The 18,457-nt window shown below is 38.9% G+C and carries 34 protein-coding genes; 4 read left to right on the forward strand and 30 right to left on the reverse strand.

Annotation, left to right across the window (positions count from 1 at the left end; genetic code table 11):
• Positions 1-33 precede the first annotated feature (33 nt).
• Positions 34-900 (reverse strand): SAM-dependent methyltransferase TehB, encoded by an 867-nt coding sequence (tehB, locus tag J3U57_RS08405; protein WP_267344399.1) that lies wholly within the window; start codon positions 898-900, stop codon positions 34-36.
• A gap of 193 nt (positions 901-1,093) precedes the next feature.
• On the opposite strand from tehB, the gene fabI reads away from it, so the two are divergent.
• Positions 1,094-1,882, forward strand: coding sequence for an enoyl-ACP reductase FabI (gene fabI, locus J3U57_RS08410; RefSeq protein ID WP_267333928.1), 789 nt, complete (start codon positions 1,094-1,096; stop codon positions 1,880-1,882).
• 117 nt (positions 1,883-1,999) lie between these two features.
• On the opposite strand, the gene ppnP is transcribed toward fabI, so the two are convergent.
• Positions 2,000-2,290: a pyrimidine/purine nucleoside phosphorylase gene (ppnP, locus tag J3U57_RS08415; protein ID WP_065634467.1), complete on the reverse strand. Its 291-nt coding sequence runs from the start codon at positions 2,288-2,290 to the stop codon at positions 2,000-2,002.
• A gap of 327 nt (positions 2,291-2,617) precedes the next feature.
• Between ppnP and slyD the strand changes: the two genes are divergently transcribed.
• From slyD to J3U57_RS08430, 3 genes are all read left to right on the forward strand, one after another.
• Positions 2,618-3,184: a peptidylprolyl isomerase gene (gene slyD / locus J3U57_RS08420; RefSeq protein ID WP_267333929.1), complete on the forward strand. Its 567-nt coding sequence runs from the start codon at positions 2,618-2,620 to the stop codon at positions 3,182-3,184.
• A 158-nt stretch (positions 3,185-3,342) separates the two neighbouring features.
• Positions 3,343-4,011: a RadC family protein gene (radC, locus tag J3U57_RS08425; protein ID WP_267344398.1), complete on the forward strand. Its 669-nt coding sequence runs from the start codon at positions 3,343-3,345 to the stop codon at positions 4,009-4,011.
• Between the two features lie 54 nt (positions 4,012-4,065).
• Complete coding sequence (locus J3U57_RS08430) at positions 4,066-4,269, forward strand: SlyX family protein (RefSeq protein ID WP_416379596.1); 204 nt, start codon at positions 4,066-4,068, stop codon at positions 4,267-4,269.
• A 340-nt stretch (positions 4,270-4,609) separates the two neighbouring features.
• Here J3U57_RS08430 and rplQ read toward each other — a convergent pair whose 3' ends face one another.
• The 28 genes from rplQ to rpsJ all read right to left on the reverse strand — a co-directional run bounded on the left by rplQ (position 4,610) and on the right by rpsJ (position 18,355).
• Positions 4,610-4,996: a 50S ribosomal protein L17 gene (rplQ, locus tag J3U57_RS08435; RefSeq protein ID WP_034884211.1), complete on the reverse strand. Its 387-nt coding sequence runs from the start codon at positions 4,994-4,996 to the stop codon at positions 4,610-4,612.
• 29 nt (positions 4,997-5,025) lie between these two features.
• Positions 5,026-6,015, reverse strand: a complete 990-nt coding sequence (locus J3U57_RS08440) for a DNA-directed RNA polymerase subunit alpha (RefSeq protein WP_065634463.1) — start codon at positions 6,013-6,015, stop codon at positions 5,026-5,028.
• Between the two features lie 25 nt (positions 6,016-6,040).
• The gene (rpsD, locus tag J3U57_RS08445) at positions 6,041-6,661 is read right to left on the reverse strand and encodes a 30S ribosomal protein S4 (protein ID WP_065558591.1); all 621 of its coding nucleotides are present in this window, start codon (positions 6,659-6,661) and stop codon (positions 6,041-6,043) included.
• A 46-nt stretch (positions 6,662-6,707) separates the two neighbouring features.
• The gene (gene rpsK / locus J3U57_RS08450; protein ID WP_034948028.1) at positions 6,708-7,097 is read right to left on the reverse strand and encodes a 30S ribosomal protein S11; all 390 of its coding nucleotides are present in this window, start codon (positions 7,095-7,097) and stop codon (positions 6,708-6,710) included.
• 15 nt (positions 7,098-7,112) lie between these two features.
• Positions 7,113-7,469, reverse strand: coding sequence for a 30S ribosomal protein S13 (gene rpsM / locus J3U57_RS08455; protein ID WP_025314404.1), 357 nt, complete (start codon positions 7,467-7,469; stop codon positions 7,113-7,115).
• Between the two features lie 169 nt (positions 7,470-7,638).
• Positions 7,639-7,752 (reverse strand): 50S ribosomal protein L36, encoded by a 114-nt coding sequence (gene rpmJ, locus J3U57_RS08460; RefSeq protein ID WP_034884218.1) that lies wholly within the window; start codon positions 7,750-7,752, stop codon positions 7,639-7,641.
• A 26-nt stretch (positions 7,753-7,778) separates the two neighbouring features.
• Entirely contained in the window at positions 7,779-9,119 is a 1,341-nt protein-coding gene (gene secY / locus J3U57_RS08465) for a preprotein translocase subunit SecY (protein WP_267333931.1), read from the reverse strand.
• Positions 9,120-9,127: 8 nt separating this feature from the next.
• Positions 9,128-9,562 (reverse strand): 50S ribosomal protein L15, encoded by a 435-nt coding sequence (gene rplO / locus J3U57_RS08470; protein ID WP_065634461.1) that lies wholly within the window; start codon positions 9,560-9,562, stop codon positions 9,128-9,130.
• 5 nt (positions 9,563-9,567) lie between these two features.
• Positions 9,568-9,747: a 50S ribosomal protein L30 gene (gene rpmD, locus J3U57_RS08475; RefSeq protein WP_025314400.1), complete on the reverse strand. Its 180-nt coding sequence runs from the start codon at positions 9,745-9,747 to the stop codon at positions 9,568-9,570.
• Positions 9,748-9,753: 6 nt separating this feature from the next.
• The gene (gene rpsE, locus J3U57_RS08480; RefSeq protein WP_025314399.1) at positions 9,754-10,254 is read right to left on the reverse strand and encodes a 30S ribosomal protein S5; all 501 of its coding nucleotides are present in this window, start codon (positions 10,252-10,254) and stop codon (positions 9,754-9,756) included.
• Positions 10,255-10,268: 14 nt separating this feature from the next.
• Positions 10,269-10,622 carry a 50S ribosomal protein L18 gene (gene rplR, locus J3U57_RS08485; protein WP_025314398.1) on the reverse strand — a complete coding sequence of 118 codons (354 nt, stop codon included), beginning with the start codon at positions 10,620-10,622 and terminating at the stop codon, positions 10,269-10,271.
• 9 nt (positions 10,623-10,631) lie between these two features.
• Positions 10,632-11,165 (reverse strand): 50S ribosomal protein L6, encoded by a 534-nt coding sequence (gene rplF, locus J3U57_RS08490; protein WP_267333932.1) that lies wholly within the window; start codon positions 11,163-11,165, stop codon positions 10,632-10,634.
• An 11-nt stretch (positions 11,166-11,176) separates the two neighbouring features.
• Entirely contained in the window at positions 11,177-11,569 is a 393-nt protein-coding gene (rpsH, locus tag J3U57_RS08495) for a 30S ribosomal protein S8 (RefSeq protein ID WP_034884228.1), read from the reverse strand.
• Between the two features lie 17 nt (positions 11,570-11,586).
• Positions 11,587-11,892, reverse strand: coding sequence for a 30S ribosomal protein S14 (gene rpsN / locus J3U57_RS08500; protein ID WP_065634459.1), 306 nt, complete (start codon positions 11,890-11,892; stop codon positions 11,587-11,589).
• A gap of 11 nt (positions 11,893-11,903) precedes the next feature.
• Positions 11,904-12,443: a 50S ribosomal protein L5 gene (gene rplE / locus J3U57_RS08505; RefSeq protein WP_065634458.1), complete on the reverse strand. Its 540-nt coding sequence runs from the start codon at positions 12,441-12,443 to the stop codon at positions 11,904-11,906.
• A gap of 17 nt (positions 12,444-12,460) precedes the next feature.
• Entirely contained in the window at positions 12,461-12,775 is a 315-nt protein-coding gene (gene rplX / locus J3U57_RS08510) for a 50S ribosomal protein L24 (RefSeq protein ID WP_065634457.1), read from the reverse strand.
• Between the two features lie 10 nt (positions 12,776-12,785).
• A complete protein-coding gene (gene rplN / locus J3U57_RS08515) occupies positions 12,786-13,157 on the reverse strand; it encodes a 50S ribosomal protein L14 (RefSeq protein ID WP_025314392.1) in 372 nt (123 codons plus the stop codon).
• A 194-nt stretch (positions 13,158-13,351) separates the two neighbouring features.
• Positions 13,352-13,612: a 30S ribosomal protein S17 gene (gene rpsQ, locus J3U57_RS08520; RefSeq protein ID WP_025314391.1), complete on the reverse strand. Its 261-nt coding sequence runs from the start codon at positions 13,610-13,612 to the stop codon at positions 13,352-13,354.
• Between the two features lies 1 nt (position 13,613).
• Positions 13,614-13,805, reverse strand: coding sequence for a 50S ribosomal protein L29 (gene rpmC / locus J3U57_RS08525; RefSeq protein WP_065634456.1), 192 nt, complete (start codon positions 13,803-13,805; stop codon positions 13,614-13,616).
• On the reverse strand, positions 13,806-14,216 hold the full coding sequence (rplP, locus tag J3U57_RS08530; protein ID WP_025314389.1) for a 50S ribosomal protein L16: 411 nt from the start codon (positions 14,214-14,216) through the stop codon (positions 13,806-13,808). It lies immediately after the preceding gene.
• Between the two features lie 12 nt (positions 14,217-14,228).
• A complete protein-coding gene (gene rpsC, locus J3U57_RS08535; protein WP_065634455.1) occupies positions 14,229-14,966 on the reverse strand; it encodes a 30S ribosomal protein S3 in 738 nt (245 codons plus the stop codon).
• Positions 14,967-14,980: 14 nt separating this feature from the next.
• Entirely contained in the window at positions 14,981-15,313 is a 333-nt protein-coding gene (gene rplV, locus J3U57_RS08540) for a 50S ribosomal protein L22 (RefSeq protein ID WP_034884235.1), read from the reverse strand.
• Positions 15,314-15,326: 13 nt separating this feature from the next.
• The gene (gene rpsS, locus J3U57_RS08545; RefSeq protein WP_024496505.1) at positions 15,327-15,605 is read right to left on the reverse strand and encodes a 30S ribosomal protein S19; all 279 of its coding nucleotides are present in this window, start codon (positions 15,603-15,605) and stop codon (positions 15,327-15,329) included.
• A 19-nt stretch (positions 15,606-15,624) separates the two neighbouring features.
• Complete coding sequence (gene rplB, locus J3U57_RS08550) at positions 15,625-16,449, reverse strand: 50S ribosomal protein L2 (protein ID WP_065562943.1); 825 nt, start codon at positions 16,447-16,449, stop codon at positions 15,625-15,627.
• Between the two features lie 18 nt (positions 16,450-16,467).
• Entirely contained in the window at positions 16,468-16,770 is a 303-nt protein-coding gene (rplW, locus tag J3U57_RS08555) for a 50S ribosomal protein L23 (protein ID WP_034885052.1), read from the reverse strand.
• Entirely contained in the window at positions 16,767-17,369 is a 603-nt protein-coding gene (gene rplD / locus J3U57_RS08560) for a 50S ribosomal protein L4 (RefSeq protein WP_025314384.1), read from the reverse strand. The genes rplW and rplD overlap by 4 nt, the downstream gene beginning before the upstream one ends.
• Before the next feature lie 16 nt (positions 17,370-17,385).
• Positions 17,386-18,012 (reverse strand): 50S ribosomal protein L3, encoded by a 627-nt coding sequence (gene rplC, locus J3U57_RS08565; RefSeq protein WP_065567159.1) that lies wholly within the window; start codon positions 18,010-18,012, stop codon positions 17,386-17,388.
• Between the two features lie 31 nt (positions 18,013-18,043).
• The gene (rpsJ, locus tag J3U57_RS08570) at positions 18,044-18,355 is read right to left on the reverse strand and encodes a 30S ribosomal protein S10 (protein WP_006120582.1); all 312 of its coding nucleotides are present in this window, start codon (positions 18,353-18,355) and stop codon (positions 18,044-18,046) included.
• Positions 18,356-18,457 lie beyond the last annotated feature (102 nt).

Below are 18,457 nucleotides of genomic sequence, written 5' to 3' on the forward strand. Positions count from 1 at the left end.
TAAAAAGATATTGCAGGATAAATTCCTGTAATATTATCGTTTTTTGGCTAACAGCGTCGCAAAGCGGAGCTTTATTCGGTTGCCATGGATATCCGTTTTATGCAGTTCGCCAACATCTTCATTGTATTTTAGGATGTCCCAATTTTGATAATAATTAAGTAACTCATTCTCTTTAAACGTAAACGAAAATCCTACAGTGCAAGGAAAATCATCAGTTGACATAGCGCAAACAATTAAATTATAACCACCCGTTTTAGTTATGTTTTGCATATTATGAATGATATCGGGAATTCTATCTGGTTGTAAAAACATCATTACAACAGTTGAAATAATTAAATCGTAGTTACCTTTTAAATTAGCCTGGTTAATATCATAAATAGATGCATTGATATGCGATAAATGATCGTTTGCAATAATTTCTTGTAAATTACTAATACTCATTTCTGACTTATCAACGGCATCAACATCAAAACCAAGTAGCTGTAGATAGAGTGAATTACGACCTGAACCACAACCTAAATCTAGCGCTTTTCCGGCCTGAATGATTTGACAGACTTCCAACACGTCAGAATGGGTTTTAGTCATCTGATATTTTTTCTGGCTATAATCCTCAGGTTGACAATAAAAAGCCAACTGGCACTGCAAATCATCTGAAACTTGAGCTATTCGATGCCATTGCTGAGGCTCAATAAATGGAGGCTGATGTTCAACATCAAAAACATATTGAGAAACGATATCGCCTTGCTCGGTTAACATATCAAAATTGATATGACCTTTTATAATGTTTAATTTTGCCCAAGTGCCTAGTTGTGTATTATGTTTTTCACGAAACAAATCGGGTAACGTTTTTGCATCCCAAACAGGAAACGTTTTGTAGCAAACTAAATCTTTATCTTTCATCACGAAGTACCAACAATGCTATCTAATAGTTGATTATTATAGTCAAGTATTAACCCAATAAACAACTTACTTTTTATAAATAAAATGATGTTTAAATCAGGAAAAATAAATTTATAGTAGCGAAGTTAACTATATCAACATATAATCATCAGCATTCTAAAATATAGAGTAATAAATATTAGAGGAACAATTTATGGGATTTTTAACAGGTAAACGCATACTGGTTACCGGCGTTGCAAGTAATCGTTCTATTGCTTACGGTATTGCAAAAGCGATGCACCGTGAAGGCGCAGAATTAGCTTTTACTTATCAAAGCGAAAAATTAAAAGGCCGTGTTGAAGAGTTTGCTGCTGATTTTAATTCTAAAATCGTTTTACCTTGTGATGTCGCGCATGATGAAAGCATCACAACATTATTTACAGAGCTAGCTAAAACTTGGGATAAATTCGATGGTTTTGTTCATGCAATCGCCTTCGCACCAGGTGATCAATTAGATGGTGATTATGTTAATGCGGTAACGCGTGAAGGTTTTGCCATTGCGCATGATATTAGCTCTTATAGCTTTGTTGCGATGGCTAAAGCTTGTCGTTCAATGCTAAATCCTAACTCAGCATTAGTCACGCTTTCTTATTTAGGCGCTGAACGTGCAATTCCTAATTATAATGTTATGGGTCTTGCTAAAGCATCTTTAGAAGCAAATGTACGTTATATGGCAAATGCAATGGGACCTGAAGGTATTCGTGTCAATGCCATTTCTGCTGGCCCTATTCGTACTTTAGCCGCATCAGGCATTAAAGACTTTAAAAAGATGTTATCACATTGTGAATCAGTAACGCCTATTCGTCGTACAGTAACGATTGAAGATGTCGGTAATTCAGCAGCATTCTTATGTTCAAATTTATCGTCAGGCATTACGGGTGAAGTCATCCATGTTGATGGTGGCTTTAGCATCGCGGCGATGAATGAGTTAGAACTTAAATAAGTTATCGATTCAGTTATAAAAACGCTAAAATACTCCCACCCCATTGGTGGGAGTATCGTTCTAGGCATTAATTAATGTTTAATTATCTTAAAGCCATAATAAATTAAAATAGCCTTATTAATTTGCTAAATAACGACAAAGATAAGCTGTCGCTTCAACAACCTGAACATCAAATTTGCTTTCACCAGCAACATGAAAAACTTGTCCTGCTTGGAAAACTTGCCAATCATCGGCTGTAGGTAGTAACACCTTAAGCGAACCCGTTATAACTGTCATTTCTTCAGGATTGATAGTACTAAAAATGTATTCGCCCGGTAACATTACACCAACAGAAGCAGAACCAGCCGAAGCATTTTCAAAACTAATTGATTTAACTTTACCATCAAAATATTCATTAACATTTAACATTGTGATACCTACCCGTTATTTTCTATATCGTAAATTTAACTGATTGCAAACTTCTGATTTAAGTCTACAAATTCGAATCATCATTTCCTAATACACTATAATTTACTGTCATATACAGTTAAGGTAAATAAGATTTTTACAAGGCCATATAAAATAACCAATTTAGCAATAACGTAAATTTTGATAAATTAATTTTTTATAAAAACCTTATTTAGTTTCATCTTAAACATAGTGATTTGTAATAAACTTAAGAAAATAGCATACAGATGGAGTTTTTTCCGTTAAAATCTATGCCAATTTGCGCAATACAAGTTTGTTGGAGAAAATATGAAAATAGCAAAAAACACGGTGGTTAGTTTAGCTTATCAAGTTAGAACAAAAGATGGGGTTTTAGTTGATGAAGCAACAGCGGCTGCACCACTTGAATATTTACAAGGTGCAGGAAACTTATTACAAGACCTTGAAAATGCCTTAGAAGGCCATCAAGTTGGTGATAAATTTGATGTTGAAATCATCAATGCCTATGGAGATTTTAACGATGCTTTAGTACAAAACGTTCCTCGTGATGTTTTTGTAGGCGTTGATGAATTAGAAGTTGGTATGCGTTTTTTTGCTGATACCGACCATGGCTCATTACCGGTTGAAATCACAGCTATTGATGGCGATACAGTGACTATTGATGGTAATCATATGTTAGCAGGACAAGATCTACAATTTAATGTTGAAGTATTAGCGGTTCGTGAAGCAACAGAAGAAGAGATAGCACATGGACACATTCACGGTGCACACGGGCACGACCATGGACATGGTGGTTGCGGTTGTGGTGGCCACGATGATGAAGATGAAGATACAGGTTGCTGTGGCGGTGGTCATGGTGGCTGTGGTTGTCATTAATTCACCGAACAAAATTCATTACAAAAGCGCCTGTCGGCGCTTTTTTTCGTAAAGAATTCATGTATTTTGTGATTAATTTCCCAAAATTTTAAATTGGGCCTTTATACTTCCTTCTTTTTATCAATAATTTATTCTTATTTTGGAATAAATTACTAATTATGTCCTCACCCTCGCCAACATTAATGCCTCGTGAAAAACTCTTACGTTTTGGGGTTGAAACATTAAGTGATGCTGAATTGCTCGCCTTATTTTTACGTACAGGTACGCGAAATATACCTGTTTTAGAATTATCACAAAAATTATTAAATGAATTTGGTTCTTTTTATAATTTAATTAATGCAAGTCACAGTGATTTTTGTAAAAAACATGGTTTAGGTACCGCCAAATACACACAACTAAAGGCGGTTGTCGAACTTTCACATCGCTATCTTAAAGTGAAAATAATGAAAGAAAATTCCCTTACTTCACCTTCTTTAACTCATCATTATTTAGCAAGTCGATTAGCAAACAAAGATCGTGAAATTTTTATGGTGATTTTTTTAGATAACCAAAATCATGTAATTACTGCAGAAGAAATGTTTACTGGTACCTATAACTGTGTAGAAGTTCATCCACGCGAAATTGCTAGACAGGCATTACAGTATAATGCAGCTGCATTAATTCTAGCGCATAATCACCCTTCTGGTATTGCAGAGCCCAGTCAAGCCGATCGCGTCCTGACACAAAAGATTGAACAAGTTTGTGAATTAATTGATATTCGGATTCTTGATCATCTTGTGATAGGTAAAGGACAATATGTGTCATTTGCTGAACGAGGATGGATTTAATAACCATTTTTACTTACAATGTATCTTTACCTACACACTCTTATTAAAGATCTTATGAAACAACGATTAGAATTATTAGAAACCAAAGTAGCATTTCAAGATATGACCATTGAAGAACTCAATCAGATGGTCATGCACCTACAAGCTGATATTAGCAAATTAAAAGAACAATTAATGCTTTTATCACAAAAAATACAAGCAAATCAGTCATCTAATATTGCCAGCTTAGCAGAAGAAACACCACCCCCACATTATTAAACGACCTTGAAATTAACCTATTTTTATTTAAGAACAATTAAAATTAATCAACAAAACAGACAGTAAGCTTAATATATTTTAATTACGTGAAATTAATTGAAGTATTAAAACGACTTTAGTATAGCTAACAATATAACAACTGTATGTCAGATAAAATATCGAAAACTATAAACAATTTATTCCAATTATTTGTTTAGGAAACTTATCAAAGCAACCATTACGATAGTGGTTGTCTAAAATCATCAAGTTTGTTTATTAAAGATGAAGGTATAAAAGTTAAATTCAGCTCAATAAAAAACCGGCTTAATTGCCGGTTTTAGTTCTCAATGAGTTAAATTTTTTATTCAGCTGCTGCTTCTGCTTCTACTGCAGGGCGATCAACTAATTCAATATAAGCCATTGGTGCATTATCTCCATCGCGGAAACCACATTTTAAAATACGTACATAACCACCAGGACGGGTAGCAAAACGTGGACCTAAATCTGAAAATAATTTTTTCACTGTATCTTTATCACGGATACGAGCAAAAGCCAAACGGCGATTAGCTACGCTATCGCTTTTGGCTAGCGTAATTAACGGTTCAACAACACGACGCAACTCTTTTGCTTTAGGCAATGTAGTTTTGATGATTTCATGTTCAACAAGTGAACTAGTCATGTTACGAAACATTGCTTGACGATGGCTGCTATTTCGGTTCAGTTGACGACCACTTTTACGATGGCGCATAACTTTATCCTTCTTATATAAATTTTATCTTAGTCTTCAACAATACTTGCTGGTGGCCAGTTCTCAAGACGCATGCCTAAAGATAAACCACGAGAAGCGAGCACATCCTTAATTTCAGTAAGCGATTTCTTACCAAGATTAGGGGTTTTAAGTAGCTCAACTTCGGTACGTTGTACTAAATCACCAATATAATGAACTGCTTCTGCTTTTAAGCAATTAGCAGACCGAACAGTTAATTCGAGATCATCTACTGGACGTAGAAGAATCGGATCAAATTCCGGTTTATCTTCTTTAACTTCAGGTTGACGTACATCACGTAAATCAACGAAAGCTTCAAGTTGTTCAGCCAAAATAGTTGATGCGCGACGAATAGATTCTTCTGGATCAATGGTACCATTGGTTTCCATATCGATAACCAGTTTATCTAAATCGGTACGTTGTTCCACACGAGCCGCATCGACAGAATATGCAATGCGCTCAACTGGGCTATAACAAGCATCAACTAATAGACGACCAATTGGTCGCTCTTCATCTTCTGACTTAACGCGAGCAGAAGCAGGGACATAACCACGTCCTCGTTGTACACGAATACGCATACTAATTGAAGCATTGGCATCAGTAAGATGACAAATTACTAAATCAGGATTAACAATTTCAACATCACCATCATGAGTGATATCCGATGCAGTAACTGCACCAATACCTGATTTATTTAAAGTCAGCATAACATCATCTTTAGTATGCACACGTACTGCTAATTTTTTCAAATTAAGCAGAATATCAAGTACATCTTCTTGAACGCCTTCTTTAGTACTATACTCATGCAGAACACCGTCAATTTCAACTTCGGTTACTGCATATCCCGGCATAGATGATAATAAAATGCGGCGTAGTGCATTACCTAAAGTATGTCCAAAACCACGCTCAAGTGGCTCTAAAGTCACTTTTGCATGAGTTGGGCTGTATTGAACAACATCAACTAGGTGAGGTTTTAAAAACTCTGTTACAGAACCCTGCATTATGTCCTCTCTTAAGTGCTAAACTTTACTTAGAGTAAAGTTCGACGATCAAATGTTCGTTGATGTCAGCAGATAAATCTGAACGTTCTGGTAAGCGTTTGAATACACCTTCCATTTTGCTAGCATCAACTTCTAACCATGTTGGTTTTTCACGTTGTTCAGCTAACTCTAAAGCGGCTTTAATACGTGCTTGTTTTTTTGATTTTTCACGAACACTAATCACATCTTCAGGCGAAACTTGATAAGACGCAATGTTCACAACGTGACCATTAACAAGAACAGCTTTATGACTAACTAACTGACGAGCTTCAGCACGAGTTGCACCAAATCCCATACGATAAACAACGTTATCTAAACGACGTTCTAAAAGACCAAGTAGGTTTTCACCAGTATTGCCTTTAATACGCGCAGCATTTTTATAGTAATTACGGAATTGACGTTCTAAAATTCCATAAATACGTCTAACTTTTTGTTTTTCACGTAACTGAACACCATAATCGGATAAACGCGGTTTACGCGCACCATGTTGTCCAGGCGCTTGTTCTAACTTACATTTACTGTCAACCGCTCGGACACCAGATTTAAGGAATAAATCAGTACCTTCACGACGACTTAATTTGAGCTTTGGTCCCAAATATCTTGCCATTTTATTTCTCCAATAATCCTATAAACATTCGATGTTTAATAAATAATTAAACACGACGTTTCTTTGGTGGACGACAACCGTTATGAGGGATCGGAGTAACATCAGTAATGTTAGTGATACGATAACCCGCAGCATTTAATGCACGAATTGTTGACTCACGACCAGGACCAGGTCCTTTTACCATAACTTCTAGATTCTTAATTCCGTAGTCTTTTACGGCTTCTGCACAACGCTCTGCGGCCACTTGAGCTGCGAACGGAGTTGACTTACGAGAGCCACGGAAACCAGAACCACCAGCGGTTGCCCAACCCAACGCATTACCTTGACGATCGGTAATAGTTACGATTGTATTGTTAAATGATGCATGAATATGAGCTACACCATCAGAAACTTGCTTTTTAACACGTTTACGTGTACGAACAGGTGTCTTTGCCATTTATTATCACCTCAATTATTTCTTGATTGGCTTACGCGGTCCCTTACGGGTACGAGCGTTAGTCTTAGTGCGTTGACCACGAACAGGAAGTCCACGACGGTGACGCATGCCACGATAACAACCAAGGTCTAATAAACGCTTGATACTCATAGTTACTTCACGACGTAAATCACCTTCAACAGTAAATTTAGCGACTTGTTCACGTAACTTTTCAATCTGATCTTCAGATAGTTCTCTGATCTTTACATGTTCAGGAATACCGGCTTCAGCACAAATTGTCTTAGCGCGAGTATTACCAATTCCATAAATTGCTTGTAACGCAATTACAGCATGTTGTTGATCAGGAATGTTAATGCCTGCTATACGGGCCACTATGCACTCCTTTATTGTTAATGTTAGTAAACTTACTATACTGAAAAGCCCGTTTTCAGGATACTCAAACAGCAAGTTTACAAATAAATTTAGGCTGGCTATTCTAGCCAGCTTTACTATACTTTGGCAAGTAAAATATGCAAAAGTTCAACTTTACAGTTAAATAAAATTAACCTTGACGTTGTTTATGCTTACCTTCAATGCAAATAACACGAACGATGCCATTGCGTTTGATGATTTTACAATTTCTGCATAATTTCTTGACTGAAGCACGAACTTTCATTTTTTTCTCCGTAACTTCTGGCTAACTTATCGGCCATAGCCTTTAAGGTTCGCTTTCTTTAACACTGACTCATAACGATTTGGCATCATTAAAGTCTGTACTTGTGCCATAAAATCCATGATTACAACAACCACAATTAATAAAGAGGTCCCACCAAATTGGACAGGAACTTTCATTGCACTTGTCATAAACATTGGTACCAAACATACAAAAGTAATGTAGATAGCGCCAATTAGCGTTAACCGTGTCATTACCTTGTCAATATACTTCGATGTTTGTTCACCTGGACGGATACCTGGAATAAATGCCCCAGATTTTTTTAACTGATCTGCTGTCTCTCTTGGGTTGAAAACCAATGCGGTATAGAAGAAACAGAAGAAAATAATCGCAGCTGCAAAAAAGATTATGTATAACGGTTGATCATGAGAAAAATATTGACCTATAAGAACAATAATGTATCTCCAACCTTCACCATCTCCTTGAAACCAAGAAGCCATCATAGATGGTAACATAACGATTGTTGAAGCAAATATAGCCGGAATTACACCTGCCATATTAATTTTCAATGGTAGATGTGTACTTTGTGCGGCATACACACGACGACCTTGCTGACGCTGCGCATAGTTGACGACAATACGTCGTTGACCACGTTCAACAAACACAACAAAATAAGTCACACCAACTACTAATGCGGCGACTACTAGTAATAAAATTGGATGCAATGAACCAGAACGAGCTTGTTCAATTGTTTCATATATTGCATGGGGAAGACCTGCCACAATACCCGCAAAGATAATGATTGAAATACCATTACCTACACCGCGTTCCGTGATCTGTTCACCCAACCACATAAGAAACATAGTGCCAGTAACTAAGCTAACCGATGCAATAAAATAGAAAGAAAATCCTGGATTAATCACAACATGACCATAACCAGGAATATTCGGTAGACCAGTCGCAATACCAACTGCCTGTACAATCGCTAAAGCAAGAGTGCCATAACGAGTGTATTGGCTAATTTTCTTACGACCTGATTCACCTTCTTTCTTCAATTCTGCGAGTTTAGGGCTAATGGCTGTTAATAACTGTACGATAATCGATGCAGAAATATATGGCATTATCCCTAATGCGAAAATTGAAGCACGGCTTAAAGCACCACCAGAGAACATATTGAACATACCGACAATACCATTAGATGATGCTTGTGCTAGTAAGTCCGATAACGCTTTAGTATCAATACCAGGAACCGGAATATAAGAACCTAGACGAAAAACAATAAGCGCTAAAAGCACAAATATTAAACGTCTTTTAAGCTCACCACTACCGCCTCGAGTACTTTGAAAATCTAATCCTGGTTGCTTTGCCATCTTTCTAATTATTCCTCAATTTTTCCGCCAGCAGCTTCAATTGCAGCTTTAGCACCTTTCGTTACTCGAATACCACGAACGGTAACTGGTTTAGTTACTTCACCAGATAACATGATTTTAGCATATTCGATTTGTGAATTAATCACATTTGCAACTTTTAAGCTATTTAAGTCAACAACATCACCTTCAACTTTCATTAAATCTGAAAGACGAACTTGTGCTGTTACCATAGCTTTACGTGAGGTAAAACCAAATTTTGGTAAACGACGATATAAAGGCATTTGACCACCTTCAAAGCCACGACGAACGCCGCCACCTGAACGAGATTTTTGACCTTTGATACCACGAGTACCCGTTTTACCTAATCCAGAACCGATTCCTCGACCTAGACGTTTTGGTGCATGCTTTGAACCTTCAGCAGGAGATAAAGTATTTAAACGCATTACTATTACTCCTCTACTTTAACCATGTAATAAACTTGGTTTACCATACCGCGAATCGCAGGTGTATCCTCGCGCTCAACAGTATGACCAATACGACGTAATCCTAAACCTACTAACGTTGCTTTATGCTTCGGTAGACGACCAATAGAACTACGAGTTTGTGTAATTTTAATTGTCTTTGCCATGGCTAATTACCCCAAAATTTCTTCGACGGTTTTACCACGCTTAGCAGCAACCATTTCAGGTGATTTCATGTTTTCTAAGCCATCAATTGTTGCACGAACCACGTTAATTGGGTTTGTAGAACCATATGCTTTAGCTAGAACGTTACGAACACCAGCAACTTCTAATACCGCACGCATCGCACCACCGGCGATAATACCAGTACCTTCTGATGCAGGTTGCATATAAACACGAGAACCTGTATGAGCACCTTTAACCGGATGCTGTAAAGTATCGTTGTTTAACGCAACATTAATCATATTACGACGTGCTTTTTCCATTGCTTTTTGGATTGCTGCTGGCACTTCACGTGCTTTACCATATCCAAAACCTACGCGGCCATTACCGTCACCAACAACAGTTAGTGCAGAAAAACTAAAAATACGACCACCTTTTACGGTTTTAGAAACTCGGTTAACTGCGATTAATTTTTCCTGCAGTTCACCAGCTTGTTTTTCGATGTTTGACATCTTTAACTCCTACCTTAGAACTGTAGGCCAGCTTCGCGAGCAGCATCTGCTAGCGCCTGAACTCGACCATGATATTGGAAACCTGAACGATCAAAAGAAACTTCTTTGATATCTTTCGCTAATGCACGCTCTGCGATTGCTTTACCAACTGCTGCTGCTGCATCTTTGTTTCCAGTGTATTTTAAACTTTCACTGATAGCTTTTTCTAATGTAGAAGCGGCTGCCAGTACTTCTGATCCGTTTGGTGCGATAATCTGCGCATAAATATGACGCGGAGTACGGTGAACTACTAAGCGAGTTGCAAGTAGTTCATGCATCTTACGACGCGCTTTAGTTGCACGACGGATACGAGCTGATTTCTTATCCATAGTGTTACCTTACTTTTTCTTAGCTTCTTTAGTACGCACAACTTCATCTGCGTAACGAACACCTTTACCTTTATAAGGTTCAGGACGACGATAAGCACGGATATCTGCTGCTACTTGTCCAATTAACTGTTTATCAGCACTTTTTAGTACGATTTCAGTTTGAGAAGGACATTCAGCTGTTACACCTTTAGGTAATTGATGTTCAATTGGATGTGAATATCCAAGAGATAGACCAATTGCATTACCTTTAACTTGTGCACGATAACCGACACCAACTAGCTGAAGTTTTTTAGTAAAACCTTCAGTAACACCAATAACCATTGAGTTAATCAATGCGCGCGCTGTACCTGCTTGAGCCCAAGCATTCGCAAAGCCGTCACGAGGGGCAAATTTAATTTGACCTTCTTCTTGATTAATAACAACAGCATTATTAATTGTACGAGATAACTCGCCATTTTTACCTTTAATCGTAATTACCTGACCATTGAGTTTTACCTCTACGCCAGCAGGAACAACGACAGGTGCTTTTGCAACACGAGACATTTTTTTCTCCCTTACGCTACGTAGCAGATAATTTCACCACCAAGACCTGCTTGGCGTGCTGCTCGATCAGTCATAACACCTTTAGAAGTAGAAATAACTGCGATACCTAATCCTGCCATTACTTTTGGCAATTCGTCTTTACGTTTATAAATACGTAGACCTGGACGGCTAACACGTTTAATACTTTCTACAACAGCCTTACCTTGGAAATATTTTAAAGTGATTTCCAATTCTGGTTTAGTGTCACCAACTACTTTATAGTCCCCGATATAACCTTCTTCTTTTAGCACATTGGCAATTGCCACTTTTAGCTTAGAGGAAGGCATGGTGACTGCAACTTTATTCGCAGCTTGACCGTTACGAATGCGGGTCAACATATCTGCTATAGGATCTTGCATGCTCATCTATAACACTCCCCTGATTACCAACTTGCCTTTTTAAGACCTGGAATCTCACCACGCATGGCTGACTCACGGACCTTAATACGGCTTAAACCAAACTTACGAAGGACGCCATGAGGACGACCGGTTTGACGACAACGACGACGTTGACGTGATGGACTAGAATCACGAGGAAGCGTTTGCAATTTAAGCACTGCATTCCAACGATCTTCATCTGATGCATTAAGATCAGAGATAATCGCTTTTAATTCTTGACGCTTCGCAAAATATCTTTCTGCTAGCTTTACGCGTTTCTTATCGCGTTCAATCATTGATTGTTTAGCCATTATGCCCTACCTTACTTACGAAATGGGAAGTTAAAGGCAGATAATAAAGCTCGGCCTTCTTCATCTGATTGTGCACTTGTTGTGATAGTAATATCTAAACCACGAACACGATCAACTTTATCATAATCGATTTCAGGGAAAACGATTTGTTCTCGAATACCCATGCTATAATTGCCACGACCATCAAAAGATTTTGCGCTTAAACCACGAAAATCTCGAGTACGAGGAAGAGCAATATAAACTAGACGTTCAAAAAATTCCCACATACGTTCGCCACGTAAAGTGACTTTACAACCAATAGGATACCCTTGACGGATTTTAAAACCAGCAACTGATTTGCGTGCTTTAGTGACAAGTGGTTTTTGACCACTGATTGCTGCTAAGTCAGCAACTGCATTATCTAATAATTTCTTATCAGTAATTGCTTCACCCACACCCATATTCAAGGTGATCTTTTCGATCCGAGGGACTTGCATGACAGATTTGTAGCCAAACTGGTCTTGCAGTTTATTTACTACCTGTGCTTTGTAGTAATCATGCAGTTTCGCCATCGTACACTCCAAATTACTTAATTGATTAATTCATTAGTAGACTTATAAAAACGGACTTTTTTTCCGTCTTCAAAACGAAAGCCTACGCGATCTGCTTTGCCTGTAGCTGGGTTAAAAATTGCTACGTTAGAAACATTAATAGCTGCTTCTTTCTCAACAATTCCACCATCTTGATTTAATGCAGGTACTGGTTTTTGGTGTTTTTTCACCAAATTGATACCTTCAACAATCACTTTGCCTGTAGACAAAACACTTTTTACTTTACCGCGTTTACCTTTATCTTTACCGGTTAACACGATAACTTCATCTTCTCGACGGATTTTCGCTGCCATTACCCGCTCCTTACAGTACTTCTGGTGCTAATGAAATGATCTTCATAAACTTCTCAGAACGAAGTTCACGAGTGACCGGTCCAAAAATACGCGTACCAATCGGTTGCTCACTGTTATTATTTAAAATAACACACGCATTGCGATCGAAACGAATGACAGATCCATCAGGACGACGAACACCTTTTCTAGTGCGCACAACCACAGCTTTAAGTACATCACCTTTCTTTACTTTACCACGTGGAATTGCTTCTTTAATGGTAACTTTGATGATATCACCAACCGCTGCATAACGACGGTGCGATCCACCGAGAACCTTGATACACATTACACTACGTGCGCCAGAGTTATCGGCAACATCTAGCCTAGTCTGTTCTTGGATCATTTTAATGCTCCGTATAAATAAATTATTGTCTAATCTACCTTCATCCACCTCAACTACCATGGATAAGAATAGACAACCAAAAACCCACATATGTGAGGGCGCATAGTATAACACCACTCAAATAAAATGGATAGCATAAAATAAACGGCCGATGAGCCGTTTATTATATTATGTACAGTTTTTAATCAAAAAGATTAACTAACTGCTTTTTCTACGATTCGAACAAGAGTCCAAGATTTGGTTTTTGATAATGGACGACACTCTTTAATTTCTACAGTATCACCAATACCACACTCGTTGTTTTCATCATGTACATGCAATTTAGTCGTACGTTTAATGAACTTACCATATAACGGATGCTTCACTTTACGTTCAATAGCTACAGTAATAGATTTATCCATTTTGTCGCTAATAACACGACCTTGCTGAGTACGAATTTTTACTTCAGTAGTCATATTACGCACCCGCCTTCTCAGTTAATAATGTTTTAACTCGTGCAATATTACGACGCACTTGTTTTAACACATGAGTTTGTGTTAACTGACCCCCAGCTAATTGCATACGTAAGTTAAATTGCTCACGTAATAAATTAAGAAGTTCAGTATTTAACTCTTCAACGCTTTTTTCGCGTAGCTCTTTTGCTTTCATTTACATCACCGTCTTAATCACAAAGGTGGTTTTAATTGGCAGTTTTGCAGCTGCCAACGCAAATGCTTCACGAGCAACTTCTTCCGGTACTCCGTCCATTTCATAAAGGACTTTACCTGGTTGAATCTGAGCAACCCAGTATTCAACGTTACCCTTACCTTTACCCATACGCACTTCAAGTGGTTTTTCAGTAATTGGTTTATCAGGGAAAACTCGAATCCAGATTTTACCTTGACGCTTAACTGCACGAGTCATAGCACGACGTGCTGCTTCGATCTGGCGCGCAGTCAAACGACCACGACCCACAGCCTTAAGACCGAATGTACCGAAACTAACGTCAGTACTTACAGCAAGACCACGATTGCGGCCCTTGTGCACTTTACGGAATTTTGTACGCTTTGGTTGTAACATCAGCGACGCTCCTTATTGTTTTCGGCCTTTGCGCTGCTTTTTCGGTTGAGCAGCAGGTTGTTTTTCTGCTTGTTCAACGGCAGCCATACCACCAAGGATCTCACCTTTGAAGATCCACACTTTAACACCAATAATACCATAGGTAGTTAATGCTTCAGATGTACCATAATCGATATCAGCACGTAGAGTATGTAGAGGCACACGACCTTCACGATACCATTCACTACGTGCGATTTCAGCGCCGCCTAAACGACCACTTACTTCAACTTTGATACCTTTAGCACCCGCTTTCATTGCATTTTGTACCGCACGTTTCATTGCACGACGGAACATAACACGGCGTTCTAACTGAGAAGTAATACTGTCAGCAACTAATTTAGCGTCAAGTTCAGGTTTACGAACTTCAGCTATATTAATTTGTACTGCAACATCACGTTTCTCTTTCTTGTCTTTATATTTATTGACAATAGAAGCTACGGCATTACGTAATTTTTCAACGTCCTCGCCTTTTTTACCAATCACAATACCCGGACGAGCAGTGTGAATAGTAATGCGAACGTTAGTTTCTGCTGAACGGTCGATTACAATCTTAGAGATTGATGCTTGTGCTAATTCTTTGTTTAAGAATTCACGCACTCTAAAATCACTTTCTAAATTATCAGCGAATGTCTTTGTACCCGAATACCATGTAGATGTCCAAGGCTTGACGATGCCTAGTCGGATACCATTTGGATTTACTTTTTGACCCATTGCTATTCTCCAGCCTAGCGATCAGAGACGATCACGGTGATGTGACTCGTACGCTTCAAAATTCGATCTGCACGACCTTTTGCACGAGGCATAATACGCTTCATGGTTGGACCTTCGTCTACGAAAATTTTCGCAACTTTTAGATCATCAATATCAGCACCATCGTTATGCTCTGCATTAGCAATAGCAGACTCTAATACTTTTTTAACTAGTACAGCCGCTTTTTTATTGGTGTACGTTAAAATATCAAGTGCCTGAGACACTTTCTTACCGCGAACAAGATCTGCAACTAAGCGAACTTTTTGTGCAGAAGAACGAGCGTGGCGGTACTTTGCAATTGTTTCCATCTCTTTCTCCTACTTATTTCTTCTTAGCTTTCTTATCCGCAGCATGGCCGCGATAAGTACGAGTCGGCGCGAATTCACCCAATTTATGACCAACCATTTCGTCGGAAACATAAACTGGAACGTGCTGACGACCATTATGGACAGCGATGGTCAAACCGATCATGTTAGGAAAGATCGTTGAACGACGGGACCAAGTACGAATTGGTTTCTTGTCCCCGCTTTCCACCGCTTTCTCTACCTTCTTCAGCAAGTGTAGGTCAATAAAAGGACCCTTCTTGAGAGAACGTGGCATAGCTAATCCTCTATATTAATTATTTCTTATTGCGACGGCGAACAATATACTTATCAGTACGTTTGTTGCTACGCGTTTTCAATCCTTTGGCTTTTTGACCCCATGGAGACACAGGATGTTTACCAAAGTTACGACCTTCACCACCACCATGTGGATGGTCTACCGGGTTCATTGCTGTACCACGAACAGTAGGACGAACACCGCGCCAACGCGAAGCACCCGCTTTACCTAGTACGCGAAGCATATGTTCTGAGTTACCCACTTCACCAATAGTGGCGCGGCAATCAGATAACACTTTACGCATTTCACCTGAACGTAGACGTAATGTTACATAAGCACCATCACGCGCAACGATTTGAACATAACTACCAGCAGAGCGAGCAAGTTGTCCGCCTTTGCCTGGTTTCATTTCAATATTATGCACGGTAGAACCGACTGGAATATTGCGCATTGGTAAACAGTTACCTGTTTTAATTGATGCATCAACACCAGATTGGATCTGATCACCTGCTTTTAAGCCTTTAGGCGCTAAAATATAACGACGTTCACCGTCTTTATATAGAACCAATGCAATATTTGCACTACGGTTCGGATCATATTCCAAACGTTCAACAACTGCTGGAATACCATCTTTATTACGCTTAAAGTCGACAATACGATAATGTTGTTTATGACCACCACCGATATGACGGGTAGTGATACGACCATTATTATTGCGACCACCAGTTTTGCTTTTTGAATCAAGCAACGGTGCATAAGGCTTACCTTTATGCAACTCTGGGTTAACCACTTTAACAACGTGGCGACGACCCGGAGATGTAGGTTTACACTTAACAACTGCCATTGTTCTTACTCCTCCGAATTACTCAGCGACGCCAGCAAGGTCTAAGTTTTGACCTTCTGCTAAAGTAACGTAAGCTTTTTTCCAGTCGCTACGGCGACCGATTTGTTGACCACGACGTTTTACTTTGCCTTTAACAACAAGCGTATTTACGTCATCTACTTTAACTTCAAATAGTTGTTCAACTGCGGCTTTAATCTCTCTCTTAGTAGCATCTTTAGCAACTTTCAATACTAATGTATTTGTTTTTTCCATTGAAATAGATGCTTTTTCAGAAACATGTGGTGCTCGCAGGACTTTAAGCAGACGCTCTTCACGAATCATGCTAACATCTCCTCTACTTGTTTAACGGCATCAACAGTGATAACCACTTTGTCAAATGCAATCAAACTAACTGGATCAATACCTGCCACATCACGCACATCAACTTTATGCAAGTTACGTGCTGCTAAGAAAAGATTTTCATCAACGTCAGAGGTAATGATTAGAACATCATTAAGATTCATATCATTTAATTTCTGAGTTAATAATTTAGTCTTAGGTGCTTCAACAGTAAATGTTTCAACCACAACTAAACGTTCTTGACGCACTAATTCAGAGAAAATACTCTTTAATGCACCACGATACATTTTACGGTTAACTTTTTGGCTATGATCTTGTGGTTTTGCTGCAAATGTTACACCACCACTACGCCAGATTGGGCTCTTAATAGAACCTGAACGAGCACGACCTGTGCCTTTTTGACGCCATGGTTTTTTGCCTGAACCAGCGATTTCTGCACGAGTTTTTTGTGCGCGAGAGCCTTGACGAGCAGCAGATGCATAAGCAACAACTACTTGGTGAACTAACGCTTCATTAAACTCACGTCCGAAGGTAGTTTCGGAAACAGAAAGCGCTTGCGCGTCTTTTACTACTAATTCCATCTCTATCTCCTCGACGTTAAGCCTTGATTGCTGGTTTAACAATTACGTCACTATTGATTGCGCCAGGAACCGCACCTTTAATTAATAAAAGGTTACGCTCTGCATCAACACGTACAATATCTAAGTTTTGAACAGTTACACGTTCATTACCTAGGTGACCTGCCATTTTACGACCTTTGAACACTTTACCTGGAGTTTGGTTTTGACCAATTGAGCCATGACCACGGTGTGCCAAAGAGTTACCATGGGTTGCATCTTGAGTACGGAAATTCCAACGTTTAGTTACGCCAGCAAAACCTTTACCTTTAGATGTACCAGTAACATCAACTTTTTTAACGTCTGTAAAAATATCAACGTTAATGCTTTGACCTACAGTAAATTCACCTTCTTCAAAACGGAATTCCCATAGACCACGACCAGCTTCAACGCCAGCCTTAGCGAAATGACCTGCTTCAGGTTTGTTTACGCGGCTTGCTTTTTTGCTGCCAGTAGTAACCTGAATAGCTTGATAACCATCATTTTCAAGCGTTTTTACTTGAGTAATGCGGTTACTTTGAACTTCAACTACGGTGACAGGAATAGAAACACCCTCTTCGGTGAAGATTCGTGTCATTCCTACTTTACGACCGATTAAACCAATCATTGTTTCGACCTCTCAATCATTCAGCCTAGGATTAACCTAAACTGATCTGCACATCAACACCGGCAGCAAGATCTAGACGCATTAAAGCATCAACTGTTTTTTCAGTTGGCTCAACAATATCAACTAGACGTTTGTGAGTGCGAATCTCATATTGATCACGCGCGTCTTTATTAACGTGCGGAGAAATCAATACGGTAAAACGCTCTTTGCGTGTCGGTAATGGAATAGGACCACGAACTTGTGCGCCTGTGCGCTTCGCAGTTTCTACAATTTCAGCAGTTGATTGATCTATCAAACGATGATCAAACGCTTTTAACCGGATACGGATTCTTTGGTTCGACATGAGACCAGAGCTCCACTATTTAAAAGTTATAACAAAAGACTACTCCTCTTACCCTGTTTCGATTGACAGGAGAGTGTAATCCGTTCTTTTTCGTAACCCCCA

Origin of the sequence: Gilliamella sp. B3464 (assembly GCF_026536145.1) — a bacterium.
Taxonomy (GTDB): domain Bacteria; phylum Pseudomonadota; class Gammaproteobacteria; order Enterobacterales; family Orbaceae; genus Gilliamella.

Coding starts and splice junctions, on each gene's coding strand:
- rplV (WP_034884235.1), bottom strand. CDS start 15,313: ATGGAAACAATTGCAAAGTACCGCCACGCTCGTTCTTCTGCACAAAAA.
- rpsC (WP_065634455.1), bottom strand. CDS start 14,966: ATGGGTCAAAAAGTAAATCCAAATGGTATCCGACTAGGCATCGTCAAG.
- rpsD (WP_065558591.1), bottom strand. CDS start 6,661: ATGGCAAGATATTTGGGACCAAAGCTCAAATTAAGTCGTCGTGAAGGT.
- tehB (WP_267344399.1), bottom strand. CDS start 900: ATGAAAGATAAAGATTTAGTTTGCTACAAAACGTTTCCTGTTTGGGAT.
- secY (WP_267333931.1), bottom strand. CDS start 9,119: ATGGCAAAGCAACCAGGATTAGATTTTCAAAGTACTCGAGGCGGTAGT.
- rpsJ (WP_006120582.1), bottom strand. CDS start 18,355: ATGTCGAACCAAAGAATCCGTATCCGGTTAAAAGCGTTTGATCATCGT.
- rpsN (WP_065634459.1), bottom strand. CDS start 11,892: ATGGCTAAACAATCAATGATTGAACGCGATAAGAAACGCGTAAAGCTA.
- rpmD (WP_025314400.1), bottom strand. CDS start 9,747: ATGGCAAAGACAATTAAAATTACACAAACTCGTAGTTCTATTGGTCGT.
- rplC (WP_065567159.1), bottom strand. CDS start 18,012: ATGATTGGTTTAATCGGTCGTAAAGTAGGAATGACACGAATCTTCACC.
- rpmJ (WP_034884218.1), bottom strand. CDS start 7,752: ATGAAAGTTCGTGCTTCAGTCAAGAAATTATGCAGAAATTGTAAAATC.
- rpsH (WP_034884228.1), bottom strand. CDS start 11,569: ATGAGCATGCAAGATCCTATAGCAGATATGTTGACCCGCATTCGTAAC.
- J3U57_RS08430 (WP_416379596.1), top strand. CDS start 4,066: ATGAAACAACGATTAGAATTATTAGAAACCAAAGTAGCATTTCAAGAT.
- rplQ (WP_034884211.1), bottom strand. CDS start 4,996: ATGCGCCATCGTAAAAGTGGTCGTCAACTGAACCGAAATAGCAGCCAT.
- ppnP (WP_065634467.1), bottom strand. CDS start 2,290: ATGTTAAATGTTAATGAATATTTTGATGGTAAAGTTAAATCAATTAGT.
- rplF (WP_267333932.1), bottom strand. CDS start 11,165: ATGTCTCGTGTTGCAAAAGCACCTGTCGTTGTTCCTGCTGGCGTAGAG.
- rplB (WP_065562943.1), bottom strand. CDS start 16,449: ATGGCAGTTGTTAAGTGTAAACCTACATCTCCGGGTCGTCGCCACGTT.
- rplN (WP_025314392.1), bottom strand. CDS start 13,157: ATGATCCAAGAACAGACTAGGCTAGATGTTGCCGATAACTCTGGCGCA.
- J3U57_RS08440 (WP_065634463.1), bottom strand. CDS start 6,015: ATGCAGGGTTCTGTAACAGAGTTTTTAAAACCTCACCTAGTTGATGTT.
- rplE (WP_065634458.1), bottom strand. CDS start 12,443: ATGGCGAAACTGCATGATTACTACAAAGCACAGGTAGTAAATAAACTG.
- rpsK (WP_034948028.1), bottom strand. CDS start 7,097: ATGGCAAAGACACCTGTTCGTACACGTAAACGTGTTAAAAAGCAAGTT.
- rplR (WP_025314398.1), bottom strand. CDS start 10,622: ATGGATAAGAAATCAGCTCGTATCCGTCGTGCAACTAAAGCGCGTCGT.
- rpsE (WP_025314399.1), bottom strand. CDS start 10,254: ATGTCAAACATCGAAAAACAAGCTGGTGAACTGCAGGAAAAATTAATC.
- rplX (WP_065634457.1), bottom strand. CDS start 12,775: ATGGCAGCGAAAATCCGTCGAGAAGATGAAGTTATCGTGTTAACCGGT.
- rplW (WP_034885052.1), bottom strand. CDS start 16,770: ATGATTCGTGAAGAGCGTCTGCTTAAAGTCCTGCGAGCACCACATGTT.
- fabI (WP_267333928.1), top strand. CDS start 1,094: ATGGGATTTTTAACAGGTAAACGCATACTGGTTACCGGCGTTGCAAGT.
- rpsS (WP_024496505.1), bottom strand. CDS start 15,605: ATGCCACGTTCTCTCAAGAAGGGTCCTTTTATTGACCTACACTTGCTG.
- rpmC (WP_065634456.1), bottom strand. CDS start 13,805: ATGAAAGCAAAAGAGCTACGCGAAAAAAGCGTTGAAGAGTTAAATACT.
- radC (WP_267344398.1), top strand. CDS start 3,343: ATGTCCTCACCCTCGCCAACATTAATGCCTCGTGAAAAACTCTTACGT.
- rpsQ (WP_025314391.1), bottom strand. CDS start 13,612: ATGACTACTGAAGTAAAAATTCGTACTCAGCAAGGTCGTGTTATTAGC.
- rplD (WP_025314384.1), bottom strand. CDS start 17,369: ATGGAATTAGTAGTAAAAGACGCGCAAGCGCTTTCTGTTTCCGAAACT.
- slyD (WP_267333929.1), top strand. CDS start 2,618: ATGAAAATAGCAAAAAACACGGTGGTTAGTTTAGCTTATCAAGTTAGA.
- rplP (WP_025314389.1), bottom strand. CDS start 14,216: ATGTTACAACCAAAGCGTACAAAATTCCGTAAAGTGCACAAGGGCCGC.
- rplO (WP_065634461.1), bottom strand. CDS start 9,562: ATGCGTTTAAATACTTTATCTCCTGCTGAAGGTTCAAAGCATGCACCA.